Origin of the sequence: Paracoccus everestensis (genome assembly GCF_021491915.1) — a bacterium.
GTDB lineage: Bacteria > Pseudomonadota > Alphaproteobacteria > Rhodobacterales > Rhodobacteraceae > Paracoccus > Paracoccus everestensis.
On sequence record NZ_CP090836.1, the window covers coordinates 2,611,558 to 2,630,063 of the forward strand.

An 18,506-nucleotide genomic window follows, 5' to 3' on the forward strand; every position below is an offset into this window, starting at 1 on the left:
ACGGACCCTTTCCGATAGGTCCTAGCAATATAGAATTTTGTTCTGGATCTTTACGATAGGGTCGGGAAAATAAGGACATTCAATCCCGATGGTTCCCCATGTCAGAACAGCTTCCACAGATTGCCGGTGCCACCAAAACGAATTTCCGGCTGGACGAGGTGGATCGCAAAATCCTGTCCCTGCTGCAAGAGGATGCAAGCCTGTCGCTGGACCAGATCGCCGACCGCGTGGGCGCGTCCAAGACCCCCGTCTGGAACCGGATCCGCAAGCTGCGAGAGGCTGGCGTGATCCGCCGCCAGGTCGCGATCCTGGACCCCGAGGCCCTGGGGCTGGAGGCCTGCTTCTTCGTGCTGATCCGCACCAGCGAACACGACAAGACCTGGGCCGCGCGGTTCCTCAAGGCGCTTCGCGAACGCCCCGAGGTGATCGAGGCCCACCGGCTGGCGGGCGACATCGACTATATCCTGAAGGTGCAGGTCAGGAACGCGCGCGCCTATGACCGCTTCTACCAGTCGCTGATCGGCGAGGTGAAGATCCACAACGTCACCGCGCTGTTGTCGATGGAGGAGATCAAGGCGACCAGTGCGCTTCCCATCCCGGATGTTACGCGCTAGAGTTGTGCCACGTTTGGGGGCCGCATGTCCGACTATACCATCTGGCACAATCCGAAATGCTCGACCTCGCGCTTTGTGCTGCAAGCCTTGCAGGATGCCGGGGCGGATGTGACGGTGCGCGATTATCTGGCGCAGCCCCCTTCGACTGTCGAACTGCGCGCGGCCCTGGACCGGCTGGGCATGGCCCCCCGCGACCTGCTGCGGCGCAGGAACACGCCTTATGACGATCTGGGCCTGGGCGACCCGAAGCTGTCCGACGATGCGCTGATCCAGGCGATGTCGGATCACCCCGCGCTGATCGAACGCCCGGTGGTCTTCGGCCCGGCGGGCGCACGGCTGTGCCGGCCCAAGGAAACCGTCTTCGACCTGCTGGCACGCTGATGGCCGCGTCGAATCTGCTGATCGTGGCCCAGGCCGGTCGCCTGGAATTCCAGGCGATCATCTTCGCCGCCAGCCTGCGCCACGCTGCCCCCGATTTCACCGGCCGCCTGATCGTGGCGGAACCCCAGCCCGAAGGCGCATGGGCGGGCCATGATACACGGATCGGGGACGATACCCGCGCCCTGCTGGACAGCCTGGGGGCCGAGATCACGCCCTTTGCCGCCCGCCATCCCGGGGCTGCCTATCCTTACGGCAACAAGATCTAGGCCTTGTCGATCCTGCCCCCCGACAGCCCCTTTGTCTTTTTCGACAGCGACACGTTGATCACCGGCCCCCTGGATCAGGTGCCTTTCGGCAATCGCCCCGCAGCATCGATGCGCCGCGAGGGGACGTGGCCGGAACCGCCGCTGTATGGGCCCGGATATGCGGCGATCTGGAAGTCGCTTTATGACCGCTTTGGCCTGGACTTCGCGTCGTCCCTGGACCGGTCGCAGCCGGACGAGCATTGGGAACGCTATCTGTATTTCAACGCAGGCTGGTTCTGCGGTCCCGATCCTGCGGCCTTTTCCCAGCGATTCCTGGACTGGGCATTGTCCGTGCGCCGCGACCCACCCGATGAGCTGGCCTGCCAAAGCCTGAACCCCTGGCTGGACCAGGTGGTCTTGCCCTTGGTCATCCACAGCCTGGGCGGCGGGCGCCCCGGTGCTGAGTTGGCCAGGCTTGATGGCACCGTCAGCTGCCATTACCGCAACCTGCCGCTGCTTTACGCGCGCGAGTCCGACGCGGTGCTGGACGTGCTGGAAACCGCCACCGCGCCCAACCGCATCAAGAAGAGGCTGCGGGATTGGGAACCGGCCAAGAAGCTAATCTATCAGGGCAAGGGCCGCGACAAGGTGCGGCCGCTGTTCGCGGGCGGGCTGCCGTCCAAGGAAAAGCCGATCCGGCAGACGCTGAAAAAGAACGGCTGGTGGTGGGACTAGCCGCCCTGTGCTGCCGAAATTGAAACCGGGATGCCGCGCTGCAGGGAGCAGCCGACCATCGAACTGTTCCTGGCCTCGTCGATCAAGGGCTGCGGGTCCGATCCGTCATCCATGGCGCATTGCACCACCATCTCGGCCCCGGTGGCGATTGGCGGATCACCCTCCATCGTCAGATGCACCTTGACCGCTAGCGAGGCGACAGAGACCCCTCGCCTGTGCGCGATATAGCGCAGGTCGTTGCAGAAGCACCCGCCGATGGCCAAGGCCAGCAACTGCGCGCCGTTGAACCCCAGGCCCATGCCCCCCGCCTTGCCCTCGGGACGGTCGGCGATGATGCAATGGGTGCCGGCCCAGCCCACCGCGGCCTCGGTCCCCGGAACGTTCATCAGGCTGATGCTGACAACAGGCATGGCGGCCCCCTGCGGCTGATCCGGGACCAGCCTAGCACGGGACGGGCCGCCCTGTCGCCTTACCCCTCGCCCGCGTCCTCGGTCGATCCGCGCCAGATGTTCACATCGCCGCCTGCCGACAGATCGTCGATGCGGGACAGTTCTTCGGCGGTGAAATCCAGCCGATCCAGTGCGCCGACGCAATCCGTAACCTGGGACGGACGCGAGGCGCCGATCAGCGCACTGGTCACCCGACCGTCGCGCAGGGTCCAGGCCACCCCCATCTGCGCCAGGCTTTGCCCGCGTGCGGCCGCCAGGTCGTTCAACCCGTTCAGGCGCTGGATCATGTCATCCGTCAGCCAATCCTGCGCCAGCGACTTGCCCTGGGCCGCGCGGCTGTCGGCAGGGATGCCGTTCAGGTATTTGCCCGTCAGCATCCCCTGGGCCAGCGGCGTAAAGACGATGCTGCCCATGCCCGAATCATCCAGCGTGTCCAGCAACCTGTCACGCTCGATCCAGCGGTTCAGCAGGTTATAGCTGGGCTGGTGGATCAGGCAGGGCGTTCCCAGGTCACGCAGGATCGCCACTGCCTCGCGCGTGCGGGCGCTGTTATAGCTGCTGATGCCCACGTAAAGCGCGCGTCCCGACCGGACGATATGATCCAGCGCGCCCATGGTTTCCTCCAGGGGCGTGTCGGGATCGAAGCGGTGGGAATAGAAGATATCGACGTGATCCAGGCCCATCCGCTTCAGCGACTGGTCGCAGGATTGGACCAGGTATTTGCGGCTTCCGAATTCGCCATAAGGACCGGGCCACATCCGCCATCCGGCCTTGCTGCTGATGACCAGTTCGTCGCGAAGTCCGGCAAAATCGGTGCGCAGGATGTCCCCGAAGGCCTCCTCGGCGCTGCCGGGGGGCGGGCCATAGTTGTTGGCCAGGTCGAAATGGGTGATGCCCAGATCAAAGGCCGTGCGGCAGATGTCGCGCTTGGTCTGGTGGGGCGTGTCATGGCCGAAATTGTGCCACAGCCCCAGGCTGATCGCGGGCAGCAGCAGCCCGGACCGCCCGCAGCGGCGGTATTGCATCCGGTCGTAACGGTCGCTTGCAGGTTTATACATCGCGGTCCTCGGTTGATGGGGCGGGTCCAAGGCGGATCGGTCCCCGGACATCCGGCCCGGCGATCCGCGTTCCGCCCTGGGTGATGCTCAGCAAGCCCTGGTCCGCCAGCCGCAAGGCCTGATCCCGGATCGGCTGCATCAGCGGCCGCCAGTCGGCGGCCAAGTCGCGCGCGATTTTGCTGGGACAGCAGGTCGTGCCGGGATGCAGCCGTCCCACCTAGTCAAGAATGGCCCGCGCAAGATCCTCCCCGCGCGGGCCGGGATCGGTCATGCCAGCACGTCGTCGCAGCGGGCGCAGACCCCGGGATGGTCGTGCGTCCCCACATCGGGCAGGATCTTCCAGCATCGCTGGCACTTCTCGCCTTCCGCCAGTTCAAAGACCACGCCGATGCCGGGGGTCTCCGCCATGCGGAACGCCTCGGCCGGGGCCGGGTCCAGCGTCAGCGACAGATCCGAGGTGATGCAGACATCCGCGAAATCCATGGATTTGAGCGCGGCCAGCATATCCGCGTCCTCGACATGGACAACGGGCGCGGCCTCCAGGCTGGCGCCGATGGTCTTGTCGGTGCGCTTGACCTCCAAGGCGGCGGTGACAACGCGGCGGGCGCGGCGCACATGGTCCCATTTCGCGGCCAGAGGCTCGTTCAGCCAATCGGCGGGCGTGGCCGGGAAGTCGTGCAGATGCACGCTGTCGTCGTCAGAGGGGAAGCGCGACAGCCACACATCCTCGGTCGTGAAGGGCAGGATCGGGGCCAGCCAGGTCACAAGGCGGTGGAACACGGTGTCCAGCACCGTCCGCGCGGCGCGGCGGCGCGGGTCGCCGGGCGCATCGCAGTAAAGCGCGTCCTTGCGGATGTCGAAATAGAACGCCGACAGATCCACGGTGCAGAACTGGAACAGCGTCTGGAACACGCCCTGGAAGTCGAACTGGTCGTATCCCTTGCGCACTGCGTGATCCAGTTGCGCCAGCCGGTGCAGCACCCACTGCTCCAACTCCGGCATCTGGGCCGGGTCGATCTTTTCGGCATCGCTGAACCCGTCCAGCGCGCCCAGCAGGAAGCGCAGCGTGTTGCGCAAGCGGCGATAGCTGTCGGCGGTACCTTTCAGGATTTCCGGCCCGATCCGCTGGTCGGCGGTGTAATCGGCCTGCGCCACCCACAGGCGCAGGATATCGGCGCCGTATTGCTCGATCACCTTGGCCGGGACGATGGTGTTGCCCAGCGACTTGGACATCTTCATGCCCTTTTCGTCCAGGGTGAAGCCATGCGTCACCACGTTGCGATAGGGCGCGCGTCCCTTGGTCGCGCAGCCTTGCAGCAAGGACGACTGGAACCAGCCGCGATGCTGGTCGGTGCCTTCCAGATAGACGTCGGCGATCCCGTCTGGGGCGCCGTCGGCCCGGTCGCGCAGCACGAAGGCATGGGTGGATCCGCTGTCGAACCACACGTCCAGCACGTCGGTGACCTGATCGTAATCGTCCGGGTTCACGATGCCGTCCAGAACCTGGGCCTTGAAGCCGTCGCGATACCAGACATCGGCGCCGTCTGCCTCAAACGCCGCGATGATGCGGTCGTTGACCCGCTGGTCGCGCAGCAGGAAGTCATTGTCGGTGGGCTTGGTGCCGCGACGCACGAAACAGGTCAGCGGCACGCCCCAGGCCCGCTGGCGCGACAGCACCCAGTCGGGGCGGTTTTCCACCATGGAATGGATCCGGTTCCGCCCGGTCTGCGGCCACCATTTCACCAGCTTGTCGATGCTGGTCAGCGCCCGCGTGCGGATCGTGTCGCCGTGCTGGCCCATGCCGTCGGCCAGCGGCTTGTCGATAGCAGCGAACCATTGCGGCGTGTTGCGATAGATCAGCGGCGCCTTGGATCGCCAGCTATGAGGGTAGGAGTGCTTAATCTTGCCCTTGGCCAGCAGCGCGCCGGCATAGGCCAGCTGCTTGATGACGCTGACATTGGCAGGCCCGTCCTTGCCATCCGCGTCGATGATCGCCTGCCCGCCGAACAGCGGCAGGTCCTTGCGATAGCTGCCGTCGGGTTCGACGTTATAGGTCATCGGCAGCTTGAAGCGCAGGCCAAGCTGATAGTCGTCGTCGCCGTGGCTGGGCGCGGTATGGACAAAGCCCGTACCCGCGTCGTCGGTGACGTGATCGCCGGGCAGAAGGGGTACGTCATAGTCCCATTCGCCATCGCCACCGTCGACGCCGCGCAGGGGATGGGCAAGGGACAGGCCGGACAGTTCATCACTCGACACATCGCGCAGTCGCGCAAAATCCTCGACCTTCGCGGATTTCATGACGCTGTCTGCCAGCGCGTCCGCCAGAACCAAGGTCTCGCCCGCCTGAGCAGTCGCATTCTCGGCCACGGACCTGACTTCATAAAGGCCATAGGCAATCGCTGGGTTATAAGCGACTGCCCGGTTCTGCGGAATAGTCCAGGGCGTGGTGGTCCAGATCACCACCGATGAATGGATCAAATCTCCAAGTCCTGCCGGAATTTGCTCAATCGTTGAACGGTTGGGATCAGCAGTGCCAGAGACTCCATGGGTGAATACCTTAAACCGCACCCAGATCGTGTGGCTGGTGTGGTCCTTGTATTCGACCTCGGCCTCGGCCAGGGCGGTCTTTTCCACCGGCGACCACATCACGGGCTTGGACCCCTGATACAGCGCGCCGTTCATGACCAGCTTCATGAACTCGGCCGCGATCACCGCCTCGGCATGGAAATCCATCGTCAGATAGGGGTCGTCCCATTTTCCGGTAATGCCCAGGCGCTTGAATTCCTGCCGCTGGATGTCGATCCATTCGTCGGCAAAGCGGCGGCATTCCTGGCGGAACTCGACCACGTCCACGGCGTCCTTGTCACGGCCCTCGGCGCGATACTTCTCCTCGATCTTCCATTCGATCGGCAACCCGTGGCAGTCCCAGCCGGGGACATAGCGCGCGTCGCGGCCCATCATCTGGTGGCTGCGCACGATGATGTCCTTGATGGTCTTGTTCAGCGCGTGGCCGATATGCAGGTGGCCGTTGGCATAGGGCGGGCCATCATGCAGGATGAAGGGCGAGCGGCCTTCGGCGCGTTCGCGCAGGCGGTCATAGATGCCGATGCGTTCCCAGCGGGCCAGCCATTCGGGTTCGCGCTGCGGCAGGCCCGCGCGCATGGGAAACTCGGTCTGCGGCAGGAACACGGTGTCGCGGTAATCGGGGGCGTCGGCGGTGACGGGATCGGCAGAGGTATCGGCGGCCATCGGGGCTTCCTTGGTGCGGAGGGTTCGGACATACGGGCAACCCGGCGGCGCGAAACCTCACGCCGCCGGGTTGCTAATTCGGGGTCCGAACGCCAGAAATTCCATGCCGACCTCTATAGGAACCCGTCCGCGTGCCCGCAACCCTGACCGATGATGTGCTGCGCCGCCGCAAAGATGCGGTAACGCGCTTCGTGCGCGACCGATACGGGCCGCGCGGCAGCCTGCGCCTGCACCGCGCGGCGCTTGGCTGGGATCTGTTGCGTGCGCCGGTCAACGTGATGCTGTCGCCGGTCTTTCTGCTGACCCGGCTGCTGGCCTGGGCGCTGCCGCGCCTGGGGGCAAGACGCGCGGGCGCCTGGCTGGGCGCGCGGCGGGTTTTTTTGCCATCCGACATGGGCCGGGTGATCGCGGCAGACCTGATCCGCCTGGTGGCCGACCTGGACGCATCGGGCATTGGTCCCAACGCCCCGTCCCCCGCCGTCCGCCGCGAAGCCGCCGCCCTGGCCGAAACCCGCAATGCCGTGTCCGAGATCACCACCTCGATCATCGTGCTGGCAGGCGGCTGGCTGCTGTTCAGCCGCGCGACGCCGGGCGTGATCTCTCTGGCCGGTCCGCTGGCCGAGATCCGCGCCCATTCCACGGCAGTCCGCGATTTCCTGCTGGGCGACAGCCTTGGCAAAGCCTGGTACTGGGCCTTTCCCGTGGAACTGTCCCCGTGGGAGGTCCTGCTGACCGGCGTCGCCTTGGCCGTGGCGGGATCCCTGGTCACGACCTTTGCCGGACTGATCGCCGATCCGGTCCAGCTTTGGGCCGGCACGCATCGCCGCCGCATCTTGCGCCTGCTGGACCGGCTGGACCGCGCCCAGCCCGGACCGGGCCTGGAACGCGAACACTTGCTGGCGCGGGCGGGCGACCTGTCGGAAGCCATGCTGATGCTGTGGCGAAACCTTCGCTAACCGCGTCCGCGATAGCCCGCCACGCCCTGGTCGGGCAGCCACAGCCCCGCAGGCGCAGCACCCGTTTGCCAGAAGACGTCGATGGGCATCCCGCCGCGCGGATACCAGTAACCGCCGATGCGCAGCCATTGCGGTGCGATGGCATCCACCAGCCGCTTGCCGATACCGACGGTGCAATCCTCGTGAAAGGCGCCATGGTTGCGGAAGCTGCCCAGGAACAGCTTCAGCGACTTGGATTCCACCAGCCACTCGCCCGGCACATAATCGATCACCAGATGCGCGAAATCCGGCTGGCCGGTGATCGGGCACAGGCTGGTGAATTCGGGCTGGGTGAAGCGGACCGCGTAAACCTCGTCGGCCTGGGGGTTCGGGACGCGTTCCAGCACCGCCTGTCCGGGACTGGCGGGAAGGTCGGCTTTCGCGCCAAGCTGGGTCAGGGCGTCGGTGTAATGGGTCATGGGAAATCCTTCCGGGCTGGCGCGCGGGGATAGCAGCGGCCAACCCATGCGTCAAACCGCGCCCTTGCGTCGCGTCCCCCGCCGCGCCACATGAGGTCTGACCAAACGGACCTCTCTGCCATGATCCCGCCCCGCTTCGACGTCACCGCAGACCAGATCGACCAGGTCGTCGCCGTCTTCTATGGCGCCGTCCGCCGACACGAGGTGCTTGGCCCCGTCTTTGCAGGCCACATCGCCGACTGGCCCGGTCACGAGGCGAAGATTGCCGCCTTTTGGCGCAACGCGATCCTGTACGAACGCAGCTATGACGGCAATCCGATGCGTGTGCATATGCAGGCGGGGGATGTGCGGGCGGATCACTTTCCGATCTGGCTGGGGCTGTTCGATGAAACCTTGCGCCGCACCCTGCCCCCGGACGCCGCCCGTGCCTGGTCTGCCCTGGCGCACCGGATCGGTGCCGGATTGCGCATGGGGGTCGAGGATCTGCGGGAACGCCGGACGGGGGTTCCCATCCTGCGTTAACGCCGGGGCGGACGAGCGCGATAGGTCGGCAGGCTCCACCCCAAAAGCAGGCTGCCGGCGCGCAGGGCGATCACGACCAGGCCGCAAAAGATCAGCGCCACCGGTCGGGGCATTCCCACCCCGATCAGCGCCACGGCAACGACCGCGCCGCCAAAGGCCGCAGTCACATACAGTTCGCCCTGCTTCAGCACCATGGGCAGTTCGTTGCCCACCACATCGCGGATCAGCCCGCCGAAGGTGCCGGTCACGACACCCATGGCCACGACGACAATTGGGCTGACGCCCGCCGCCAGGGCCACGCCCGCGCCGGCGGGGACAGCCACCGCCAGGGCAAATGCGTCCAGCCAGACGATCAGGCTGTAGCGGCTTTCGAACAGATGCGCGGTGAAGAACACCAGCACCGCCGCGCCCGATGTCAGCAGGATAAGTTCGGGCTGCTGCACCCAGAACACCGCATCGCGGTTCAGGATCATGTCGCGCGTGGTGCCGCCGCCGATGCCGGTCAGGGTCGCAAAGAATATAAAGCCCACCAGATCCAGTTGCGCCCGGCTGGCGACCAGGGCGCCGGTCAGCGCAAAGACCAGCACCGCGGCATAATCCAGCAGCAGGATCAGGACGCCCGGCGTCACCCCACGGCCTTCCCGGGCTTGAAGGGCGCCATGCCGCCGCGTGCCAGTTCGTCGGCGCGTTCGTTTTCGGGATGGCCCGCATGACCCTTGATCCAGGCCCAGATCACGCTGTGGCGCCGCTGCGCGTCATCCAGGCGCTGCCACAACTCGACGTTCTTGACGGGCTTGCGGTCGGCGGTCTTCCAGCCGTTGCGCTTCCAGCCGTGGATCCACTGGGTCACGCCGTTCTTCACATAGGCGCTGTCGGTGGTGATGGTGATGGTGCTTGGCCGGGCCAGAACCTCGAGCGCGGAAATCGCCGCCATCAACTCCATCCGGTTGTTGGTGGTCAGCGCCTCGCCGCCCGCCAGTTCGCGTTCCTTGACAACGGTACCGCCGTCCATTGCGCGCATCAACACGCCCCAGCCACCCGGGCCGGGATTGCCGCTGCACGCGCCATCGGTCCAGGCGAAAAGCTCAGCCATCCAGCCCCGCATATCCCGGCAATGCCGCCACACGGGCAAGCCAGCGGTTGATCGCCGGAAACCGCGCCATGTCAAAGCCGCCGCGTTCGCCCGCCGTGTGGGTATAGGAATAAAGGCAGATATCGGCCAGGCTGACCCCGTCACCGACCAGCCAGTCTCGCGCGGCCAGCCGATCCTCCATCACCCCCAGCAAGGCGTGGCCGCTGTCCAGCAGCGCGGCCATCCGGTCGGGCGTGGCCTGCGCACGGCGATGGGGATAGGTCAGCAGCGCGGCGCGCACGGCGATCACGCCTTCATGCTGGTTTTGTTCCCAGAACATCCAGGACAGCATTTCCGCCCGCCCGAACGGGTCGGCAGGGACAAACCCCGTCCCCTCGCCCAGCCAGCACAGGATCGCATTCGATTCCGGCAGCAGCCGCCCGTCGTCCAGTTCCAGCACTGGCGATTTGCCAAAGGGCAGCCGCCCGGTTTCCCTGGCGTGGTCTAGGGCCCGGGTCTGGTATTCGACATCGACCGTCTCGACCGTCCGCCCCAACAGGGACAGCAGCAGCCGCACCTTGTAGCTGTTGCCCGAGGACGGCATGGAAAAAAGTCTCATCTGCTTTGCCTTGGCTGAAATATCCTCGGGGGGTCCGGGGGGCGAAGCGCCCCCGGCGCGTGCCTCAGGCGCTTTCGCGCAGCACCTTCGGCACCTTGAATTCGACGTTTTCCTGCGCCGTCTCGACGATTTCGACCGTCACGTCATAGCGGGCGCGGAAGGCGTCGATCACCTCGTTCACCAGCACCTCGGGGGCGCTTGCGCCGGCGGTGACGCCGACGGCCGCCGCGCCGTCGATGGCGCGCCAGTCGATCTGGTCCGCGCGCATCACCAGCTGCGCATAGGCGCAGCCCGCGGCCCGCCCGACCTCGACCAGGCGCTTCGAGTTCGACGAATTCGGCGCCCCGATCACCAGCAGCGCATCGATCTTGTGCGCGACCGCCTTGACCGCCGCCTGGCGGTTGGTGGTGGCATAGCAGATGTCTTCGCGGGCCGGACCCACGATAGCCGGGAACCGCGCCTGCAAGGCCGCCACGATTTCCGCCGTGTCATCGACCGACAGGGTCGTCTGGGTGATGAAGGCCAGCCGTTCGGGATCGCGGGGCACGATGGTCGCCACGTCGGCGACGGTTTCGACCAGGATCACCTCGCCAGGGGGCAGTTGGCCCATGGTGCCCAGCACCTCGGGATGACCCTCATGGCCGATCATCACCATCTGCAGTCCCTCGGCATGATGGCGCGCGGCCTCGTTATGGACCTTGGTCACCAGCGGGCAGGTCGCGTCCACGTGGATCATGTTGCGCCGCCGCGCCTCGGCAGGCACCGCCTTGGGCACGCCATGGGCGGAAAAGATCACCGGGCGGTCATCGGGAACGTCGTCCAGTTCCTCGACAAAGATCGCGCCCTGGTCGCGCAGCCCGTCCACGACGAACTTGTTGTGGACGATCTCGTGGCGGACATAAACGGGTGCGCCCCATTTCTGCAGCGCCAGTTCGACGATCTTGATGGCACGGTCCACGCCCGCGCAAAACCCGCGCGGCGCGACAAGATACAGCATCAGGGGCGGTTTCGCGTTTTCCATGGCCCCGAGGTAGCGCGGAAGGCCGCCCTCGTCCAGCGGCACGGGCGTCACAAAGCGGCAAGGACAAGGGCCAGCATTGTTCCTGACAGGAAAGAAGGCGCCGCGCCCCCGGGCGGCGCCCCATCTGCACCTCGCGGCCCCCTTTCCGACCTTGGATCCCGCGCGCCCGATCATCGGCGCGGGCATTGGACACTCCGCTTGCCATCATCCGCCCGGGTGACTAGATAGGCGCGTCCGAATGTGAAAGGCCGAAAGCCGTGGAAAACGTCGTCCTGACCATCCATCTGATCCTCGCGGTTCTGCTGACCGGGGTGGTGCTGCTGCAACGGTCCGAAGGCGGCGGGCTGGGCATGGGCGGCGGCGGTGGCGGCGTCATGACCGGGCGCCAGGCCGCGAATGCCCTGACCCGGCTGACCTGGATCTTCGGCATCGCGCTGTTCGTGACCTCGATCGCGCTGACCATCATCGCCGCGCGGCAGGTGTCCAACAGCTCGATCATGGACCAGCTGGGCGTGCCCGCAAGCCGTCAGGAATCCACGCTGCCGCAGGCGCCTGCTTATGTGCCGCCGCCCACGACCGGCACGGCGGGCGATCCGCTGACCCCGCCCGCGCCCGACGCCCCGGCGGCTGACGCCCCCGCGCCCGAGGCTGCGGCCCCCGCGGTCGAACCCGTGGCGCCTCCCGCAGCCGAGGCACCGACGCCCGCCGCACCGGCCCAAGCACCGGCGAACTGAACCACACAACAACTAGGGGCGGCATCTTTCTGCCCCCACATCAACTTGCGGTTCCTTGCGGCCACGGGGCGAATCGGCTATATCTCGGATCCCGTGATGCTGGCTGTCCGACGGTCCGCAGCCATTCGGAATTTGCGAAATCACGGGGGCCTTCATGGCGCGTTACATCTTCATCACCGGCGGCGTCGTGTCCTCGCTTGGCAAGGGCCTGGCTTCGGCGGCACTGGGCGCGTTGCTGCAGGCACGGGGCTTCACGGTCAGGCTGCGCAAGCTGGATCCTTATCTGAACGTCGATCCCGGCACCATGTCGCCCTTTGAACATGGCGAGGTGTTCGTCACTGACGACGGCGCGGAAACCGACCTGGACCTGGGCCATTACGAACGCTTCACCGGCGTTTCCGCGCGCCGCACCGACAGCATCAGCAGCGGCCGCGTTTATTCGAACGTGCTGGAAAAGGAACGGCGGGGCGAATACCTGGGCAAGACCATCCAGGTGATCCCCCACGTCACGAACGAGATCAAGGATTTCCTTGCCATCGGCGACGACGAGGTCGATTTCATGCTGTGCGAGATCGGCGGCACGGTGGGCGACATCGAGGGACTGCCCTTCTTCGAGGCGATCCGCCAGTTCACCCATGAACGCCCGCGCGGCCAATGCATCCTGATGCACCTGACCCTGCTGCCCTATCTTGCAGCATCGGGCGAGTTGAAGACCAAGCCCACGCAGCACAGCGTCAAGGAACTGCAATCCATCGGTCTGGCCCCGGATGTGCTGGTCTGCCGGTCCGAACACCCCATCCCGGAAAAGGAACGCGCCAAGATCGCCCTATTCTGCAACGTCCGCCCGGACGCCGTGATCCCCGCCTATGACCTGAAGACCATCTACGAGGCGCCGCTGGCCTATCACCGCGCGGGGTTGGACCGCGCCGTTCTGGACGCCTTTGCCATCAGCCCCGCCCCGCGTCCGGATCTCTCGAAATGGGAGGACGTGATGGACCGGCTGGAGAACGCCGAGGGCCAGGTGAACATCGCGGTCGTGGGAAAATACACCCAGCTAGAGGACGCCTACAAATCCATCTCCGAGGCGTTGACCCATGGCGGCATGGCCAATCGCGTGCGCGTGCGTGCCGACTGGGTGGACAGCGAAAAGCTGGAAGGCGAAGGCGCGCATCTGCTGGACGGATACCACGGCATCATCGTGCCCGGCGGCTTTGGCGAACGCGGGACCGAAGGGATGCTGGCCGCCGCCAAATACGCGCGCGAGAAGAAGGTGCCCTATCTGGGCATCTGTCTGGGAATGCAGATGGCGGTGATCGAGGCTGCCCGCAACCTGGCCGGAATGCCCGACGCGGGATCCGAGGAGTTCGACCACGAGGCGGGCAAGACCCGCTTCACGCCGGTCGTCTATCACCTCAAGGAATGGGTGCAGGGCAATTATACCGTGCAGCGCAAGGTGACGGACGACAAGGGCGGCACCATGCGGCTGGGTGCCTATACCGCCATCCTGGCCCCCGATTCGAGGATCAGCGAGGTTTACGGCGGTGCTGTCGAAATCGAGGACCGCCACCGCCACCGCTATGAAGTGGACGCGACCTACCGCGAGCAGCTGGAACAGGCGGGCCTGTGCTTTTCCGGTATGTCGCCCGACGGCAAGCTGCCCGAGGTGATCGAATATGCCGACCACCCCTGGTTCATCGGCGTGCAGTCCCATCCCGAGTTGAAGTCAAAGCCGTTCGAACCCGCGCCGCTGTTCGCAGGCTTCGTCCGGGCGGCGATGGAAGAAGGACGGTTGGTCTGAAGCAGGGCTTTGCCTTGCCAGACAATATCCTGACGATACCCGGCCTTTCAGGCAAAGGCCGGGCACAAGTTCTCAGCCCTCTGCCGGTTGCTGTTCGCGCGGCGGTCGCCCCACGATATCGCGCAGCGCATCCAGTTCGATGAAGTTGTCGGCCTGACGGCGCAGGTCGTCGGCGATCATCGGGGGCTGGCTGCGGATGGTGGACACGACCGACACGCGCACGCCTTGGCGCTGCAACGCCTCGATCAGGGGGCGGAAATCGCCGTCGCCGGAAAAGATCACCGCATGGTCCAGCCGGGGGGCAAGCTGCATGGCGTCGATGGTCAGTTCGATGTCCATGTTGCCCTTGATCTTACGCCGGCCCATGGTGTCGGTGTATTCCTTGGCAGGCTTTGTCACCACGCAGTAACCGTTGTAATGCAGCCAATCGACCAGCGGACGGATCGGGGAATAATCCTCTCCCTCCATCAGGGCGGTATAGTAATAAGCGCGCATCAGCTTGCCCCGACGGTCGAATTCCTGCCGCAACAGCTTGTAATCGATGTCAAATCCCAAGGCCTTGGCCGAGGCATAGAGATTGGCTCCGTCGATGAAGATCGCCAAGCGATCGTCCTTGTAAAACATTCCTGTTGCCTTCAATGAGACTGTTCGTTCAACACGCGGGCGATGCGTGCGCAATGGCCTCGCCACAGGTCTTCATAGAACGAACAGGTGCCTATGGAAAACTTGTCTTTCGGTATCGTTTCCCTGGGCGCGAACCTGCCGTCCGCCGCGGGCGACGCGGCCCGGACCCTTTGCGATGTCCTGGCGATCTTGCACGGTGAACCGGATATTTCAATAGCGGCGATCAGCCGCATCTGGCGCACGCCCGCCTTTCCGCCGGGATCGGGACCGGAATACGCCAATGCAGCCGCGGCGATCCGCACAAGCCTTGCCGCGCAGGATCTGCTGGACCGCCTGCATGGGATCGAGGCGCGCTTTGGGCGCGACCGCAGCTCCGGCCGCTGGTCTGCCCGGGTTCTGGACCTGGACCTGATCGCCCTTGACGACCTGATCCTGCCTGACACCGCGACCTTGCGCCACTGGATGGACCTGCCTTCGGACCGGCAGCGGGTCTTGGCACCCGACCGGCTGATCCTGCCCCATCCCCGGATGGGGGATCGCGGCTTTGTGCTGGCCCCCTTGTCCGAGATCGCACCCGGCTGGCGCCACCCCTTGACCGGAAAGCCGGTGTCGCGGATGCTAGCGGAACTTGGACCCGATGCCCTGGCGGGCATGACGCCGCTTGCACATGGCAGCGGCTTGGCCAATGCTTGACAATTCTGTTCATGGCGTTCAGAACCTCGGTTTCGCCCCGGATATCTGATTCGCAACTGCACAGGTGAGACATGGCCCGCGTAACGGTTGAAGACTGCGTTGACAAAGTCCCGAACCGCTTTGATCTGGTGATGCTGGCCTCGCATCGCGCCCGTGAAATCACCGCCGGCAGCCAGCCTACGGTTGACCGCGACAACGACAAGAACCCGGTCGTCGCCTTGCGCGAAATCGCCGAGGAAACGCAGCCGGTGGACGATCTGCGCGAGCGGATGATCGAATCGACCCAAACCCAGATCGAGGTCGATGAGCCGGAAGAAGACGCCATGGCCCTGCTGCTGGGTGCCGAGGTGGATCGCCCTCGTCCCGCCGACGAGGAATCCGAGGAACGGATGCTGCGCATGATGCTGGAAGCGAACCAGCGTTAAAGCCGGGAAAACAGGGGTCTTCGGCAAAGAATGATCGACGTCGAAGACCTTATCGCGCTTGTCCGCAACTATAACCCCCGCAGCAACGCCACACTGATCCGCGACGCCTATGAATACGGGATGCGGATGCATGAAGGGCAGTTCCGCCATTCCGGGGAACCCTATTTCACCCATCCCATTGCCGTCGCTGCCATCTTGACGGAAATGCGGCTGGACGACGCCACCATCGTAACCGCCCTTTTGCACGACACGGTCGAGGACACCCGGTCCACCAAGGAAGACCTTGTCACCACTTTCGGCCCCGAGATCGCCGATCTGGTCGATGGCGTCACCAAGCTGACCAATCTGGAACTGTCATCCGCCCAGTCCAAGCAGGCCGAGAATTTCCGCAAGCTGTTCATGGCCATGTCGCGCGATCTGCGCGTGATCCTGGTCAAGCTGGCCGACCGTCTGCACAATATGCGCACCATCCGGTCCATGCGCCCCGAAAAGCAGGTCAAGAAGGCGCGCGAAACGATGGACATCTTCGCGCCCCTGGCCGGGCGCATGGGGATGCAATGGATGCGCGAGGAACTGGAAGACCTTGCCTTCAAGGTCATCAACCCCGAGGCGCGCAATTCCATCATCCGCCGCTTTGTCAGCCTGCAAAGGGACAGCGGTGACATCATCGGCCAGATCACCGCCGACATCCGCGTCGTGCTGGAAAAGGAAGGGATCGAGGCCGATGTCTTTGGCCGCGCCAAGAAGCCCTTTTCGGTCTGGCGCAAGATGCAGGAAAAGCAGCTGGCCTTTTCGCGGCTGTCCGACATCTATGGCTTTCGGATCATTACCCGGTCGGACATGGACTGCTATCGCGCGCTTGGCGTGATCCACCAACGCTGGCGCGCCGTTCCGGGGCGGTTCAAGGATTACATCAGCCAGCCGAAATCGAACGGCTATCGGTCGATCCACACCACCGTGTCGGGCCGCGACGGCAAGCGGGTCGAGGTGCAGATCCGCACCCGCCAAATGCACGAGGTGGCCGAATCCGGCGTTGCGGCGCACTGGGCCTATCGCGACGGGACGCGCACCAAGAACCCCTTTGCCGTCGATCCCGCAGAATGGATCGACAGCCTGACAGACCGGTTCGAGGACGAGGACCACAACGAGTTCCTGGAAGCCGTCAAGCTGGAAATGTACCAGGACCAGGTGTTCTGCTTTTCGCCCAAGGGGGACGTGCTGCAACTGCCCAAGGGGGCGACGCCCATCGACTTTGCCTATGCGATCCATACGCGGCTGGGCAATTCCTGCGTCGGTGCCAAGGTGGACGGGATCCGCGTGCCCTTGTGGACGCGGCTGAAGAACGGCCAGTCGGTCGATATCATCTCGGCATCGGGCCAGCGCCCGCAATCGACCTGGCTGGACATCGTCGCCACCGGCCGGGCCAAATCCGCCATCCGCCGATCCTTGCGAGAGGAAGACCGCGACCGCTTCATCCGCCTGGGCCGCGAACTGGTGCGCGTCAGCTTCGAACACGTCGGGCGCAAGGTCACGGACAAGGCGCTGCGGACTGCGGCCAAGCAGATGGGCCTGGCGGACGGCGACGAATTGCTGGCGCGGATCGGCAGCGCGGAAAATTCGGCCAAGGAGGTGCTGCAGGTTCTGTACCCCGACCTAGCCGCCCACCAGGACGAGATCGACGGCACCCGCCCCTTTGCAGGGGTCGAGGCGGATGCCGATTTCAAGCGCGCGCCCTGCTGCCGCCCCTTGCCCGGTGAACGCATCGTCGGCATCACCTATCGCGGCAAGGGCGTGGTGATCCATGCCATCGACTGCCCCGTGCTTGCGGAATACGAGGATATGCCCGACCGCTGGGTCGACGTGCAGTGGCGCGCGGGCCGCCATCCGGCCGCCTATTCGACGCTGCTGTCCCTGACGATCCGCCACGACGCGGGCGTCCTGGGCCGCATCTGCGGGCTGATCGGCGCGCAGGGGGCCAATATCTCGAACCTTGAATTCAAGGACCGCAAGCCCGACTTCTATCGCATCGAGGTCGAGATCGAGTTGCGGGACCAGGAACATCTGCACAACCTTCTGACCGCGCTCGAGGCGGAAAGCGATGTCGCACAGGTTGCACGTATCCGCGATATAGCAAAGAAGCCGTGACACGGGCGTTGCCTGGGGCATAAGGAAGCACAAACCGTGTTCAAGCGCAGCAAGCCGCGCACATACGGACAACTGGCCAGCGAACTGGTCTATCCGCGCGGCGGCTTTCGCCGGTCCACTGCCTATCTTTGGCATCGTATCCGCCGGCTGCCCGACCAGCCCCACCGCATTGCGCGGGGCTTGGCGGCCGGGGTGTTCCTGTCCTTCACGCCCTTGCACGGCTTTCACTTCATCGTGGCCGCCCTGGTTTCCCTGGCGATCCGGGGGAATGTGCTGGCGGCTTTCGTAGGCACCTTCGCGGGAAATCCGCTGACCACGCCTTTCATCGCGCTTGCCGCGGTGGGATTGGGACGGACGCTGCTGGGCCTGCCGGGCGATATGTCGCCCCAGGTGATCTTTCGCGAATTCGCCCATGCCACGGCTGAAACCTGGCACAACATCATGTCTGTCGTAGGCCCCGGTCCAACCAGTTGGAGCGGGCTGTCGGAATTCTGGCACGAGATTTTCCTGCCCTATGCGGCAGGCGGCGCGGTGCTGGGCGGGATCGCGGCAGTGGTGACCTTTTATCTGACGGTCCCGATCGTGCGCCGTTATCACCGGCGCAAGTCGATGGCGATGGCCGCGCGGATCAACAGGGTGCATGGTGCCCTGGACAAGGCCCGCAAGAACGATTGACGCGGCATAAGGGAGTCAGCCCGAACCCCCCAA

General features: G+C 65.1%; 20 protein-coding genes and 1 pseudogene. 11 read left to right on the plus strand and 10 right to left on the minus strand.

Translation table 11 applies throughout. The annotated features are described in order from the left end of the window. Positions 1–98: 98 nt before the first annotated feature. The 3 genes and pseudogenes from LZ585_RS13015 to LZ585_RS13025 all read left to right on the plus strand — a co-directional run bounded on the left by LZ585_RS13015 (position 99) and on the right by LZ585_RS13025 (position 1,975). Positions 99–614, plus strand: a complete 516-nt coding sequence (locus LZ585_RS13015; RefSeq protein WP_234853958.1) for an Lrp/AsnC family transcriptional regulator — start codon at positions 99–101, stop codon at positions 612–614. A gap of 24 nt (positions 615–638) precedes the next feature. After that, positions 639–995: an arsenate reductase (glutaredoxin) gene (gene arsC, locus LZ585_RS13020; RefSeq protein ID WP_234853959.1), complete on the plus strand. Its 357-nt coding sequence runs from the start codon at positions 639–641 to the stop codon at positions 993–995. Beyond that, a pseudogene (locus LZ585_RS13025) lies at positions 995–1,975 on the plus strand (hypothetical protein). Before arsC ends, LZ585_RS13025 begins: the two are co-directional and overlap by 1 nt. Here the strand turns inward: LZ585_RS13025 and LZ585_RS13030 are convergent. From LZ585_RS13030 to ileS, 4 genes are read right to left on the minus strand one after another with little or no spacing between them, the layout of a single operon-like run. Then, positions 1,972–2,385 (minus strand): OsmC family protein, encoded by a 414-nt coding sequence (locus LZ585_RS13030; protein WP_234853960.1) that lies wholly within the window; start codon positions 2,383–2,385, stop codon positions 1,972–1,974. The pseudogene LZ585_RS13025 and the gene LZ585_RS13030 sit on opposite strands and share 4 nt — an antisense overlap. A 59-nt stretch (positions 2,386–2,444) precedes the next feature. Next, entirely contained in the window at positions 2,445–3,482 is a 1,038-nt protein-coding gene (gene mgrA, locus LZ585_RS13035) for an L-glyceraldehyde 3-phosphate reductase (RefSeq protein ID WP_234853961.1), read from the minus strand. Further along, the gene (locus LZ585_RS13040; protein ID WP_234853962.1) at positions 3,475–3,699 is read right to left on the minus strand and encodes a DUF3253 domain-containing protein; all 225 of its coding nucleotides are present in this window, start codon (positions 3,697–3,699) and stop codon (positions 3,475–3,477) included. Before LZ585_RS13040 ends, mgrA begins: the two co-directional genes overlap by 8 nt. 50 nt (positions 3,700–3,749) lie before the next feature. Then, entirely contained in the window at positions 3,750–6,731 is a 2,982-nt protein-coding gene (gene ileS / locus LZ585_RS13045) for an isoleucine--tRNA ligase (protein ID WP_234853963.1), read from the minus strand. 131 nt (positions 6,732–6,862) lie between these two features. Between ileS and LZ585_RS13050 the strand changes: the two genes are divergently transcribed. Further along, entirely contained in the window at positions 6,863–7,687 is an 825-nt protein-coding gene (locus LZ585_RS13050; protein ID WP_234853964.1) for a DUF6635 family protein, read from the plus strand. Here the strand turns inward: LZ585_RS13050 and queF are convergent. After that, the gene (gene queF / locus LZ585_RS13055) at positions 7,684–8,145 is read right to left on the minus strand and encodes a preQ(1) synthase (RefSeq protein WP_234853965.1); all 462 of its coding nucleotides are present in this window, start codon (positions 8,143–8,145) and stop codon (positions 7,684–7,686) included. The two genes, LZ585_RS13050 and queF, sit on opposite strands and share 4 nt — an antisense overlap. Positions 8,146–8,265: 120 nt before the next feature. Between queF and LZ585_RS13060 the strand changes: the two genes are divergently transcribed. Then, positions 8,266–8,667, plus strand: coding sequence for a group III truncated hemoglobin (locus LZ585_RS13060; RefSeq protein WP_234853966.1), 402 nt, complete (start codon positions 8,266–8,268; stop codon positions 8,665–8,667). Here the strand turns inward: LZ585_RS13060 and LZ585_RS13065 are convergent. The 4 genes from LZ585_RS13065 to ispH form a co-directional block, all read right to left on the minus strand. Beyond that, a complete protein-coding gene (locus tag LZ585_RS13065; RefSeq protein WP_234853967.1) occupies positions 8,664–9,296 on the minus strand; it encodes a trimeric intracellular cation channel family protein in 633 nt (210 codons plus the stop codon). The two genes, LZ585_RS13060 and LZ585_RS13065, sit on opposite strands and share 4 nt — an antisense overlap. Then, on the minus strand, positions 9,293–9,760 hold the full coding sequence (gene rnhA, locus LZ585_RS13070; RefSeq protein ID WP_234853968.1) for a ribonuclease HI: 468 nt from the start codon (positions 9,758–9,760) through the stop codon (positions 9,293–9,295). The genes LZ585_RS13065 and rnhA overlap by 4 nt, the downstream gene beginning before the upstream one ends. Then, the gene (locus LZ585_RS13075; RefSeq protein WP_234853969.1) at positions 9,753–10,358 is read right to left on the minus strand and encodes a glutathione S-transferase family protein; all 606 of its coding nucleotides are present in this window, start codon (positions 10,356–10,358) and stop codon (positions 9,753–9,755) included. Before LZ585_RS13075 ends, rnhA begins: the two co-directional genes overlap by 8 nt. Before the next feature lie 64 nt (positions 10,359–10,422). Further along, the gene (ispH, locus tag LZ585_RS13080; RefSeq protein WP_234853970.1) at positions 10,423–11,379 is read right to left on the minus strand and encodes a 4-hydroxy-3-methylbut-2-enyl diphosphate reductase; all 957 of its coding nucleotides are present in this window, start codon (positions 11,377–11,379) and stop codon (positions 10,423–10,425) included. Positions 11,380–11,636: 257 nt separating this feature from the next. Here ispH and secG point away from each other — a divergent pair, with 257 nt between their 5' ends. Beyond that, entirely contained in the window at positions 11,637–12,113 is a 477-nt protein-coding gene (secG, locus tag LZ585_RS13085) for a preprotein translocase subunit SecG (protein ID WP_234853971.1), read from the plus strand. Between the two features lie 154 nt (positions 12,114–12,267). Further along, the gene (locus tag LZ585_RS13090) at positions 12,268–13,911 is read left to right on the plus strand and encodes a CTP synthase (protein ID WP_234853972.1); all 1,644 of its coding nucleotides are present in this window, start codon (positions 12,268–12,270) and stop codon (positions 13,909–13,911) included. Between the two features lie 72 nt (positions 13,912–13,983). Here LZ585_RS13090 and LZ585_RS13095 read toward each other — a convergent pair whose 3' ends face one another. After that, complete coding sequence (locus LZ585_RS13095) at positions 13,984–14,535, minus strand: LabA-like NYN domain-containing protein (protein WP_234853973.1); 552 nt, start codon at positions 14,533–14,535, stop codon at positions 13,984–13,986. Positions 14,536–14,628: 93 nt separating this feature from the next. Between LZ585_RS13095 and folK the strand changes: the two genes are divergently transcribed. From folK to LZ585_RS13115, 4 genes are all read left to right on the plus strand, one after another. After that, the gene (folK, locus tag LZ585_RS13100) at positions 14,629–15,228 is read left to right on the plus strand and encodes a 2-amino-4-hydroxy-6-hydroxymethyldihydropteridine diphosphokinase (RefSeq protein ID WP_234853974.1); all 600 of its coding nucleotides are present in this window, start codon (positions 14,629–14,631) and stop codon (positions 15,226–15,228) included. A 71-nt stretch (positions 15,229–15,299) separates the two neighbouring features. Beyond that, positions 15,300–15,653 (plus strand): DNA-directed RNA polymerase subunit omega, encoded by a 354-nt coding sequence (gene rpoZ, locus LZ585_RS13105; protein WP_234853975.1) that lies wholly within the window; start codon positions 15,300–15,302, stop codon positions 15,651–15,653. A 30-nt stretch (positions 15,654–15,683) separates the two neighbouring features. Next, entirely contained in the window at positions 15,684–17,798 is a 2,115-nt protein-coding gene (locus LZ585_RS13110; protein WP_234853976.1) for a RelA/SpoT family protein, read from the plus strand. 36 nt (positions 17,799–17,834) lie between these two features. Continuing rightward, on the plus strand, positions 17,835–18,473 hold the full coding sequence (locus LZ585_RS13115; protein ID WP_234853977.1) for a DUF2062 domain-containing protein: 639 nt from the start codon (positions 17,835–17,837) through the stop codon (positions 18,471–18,473). Positions 18,474–18,506: the final 33 nt, after the last annotated feature.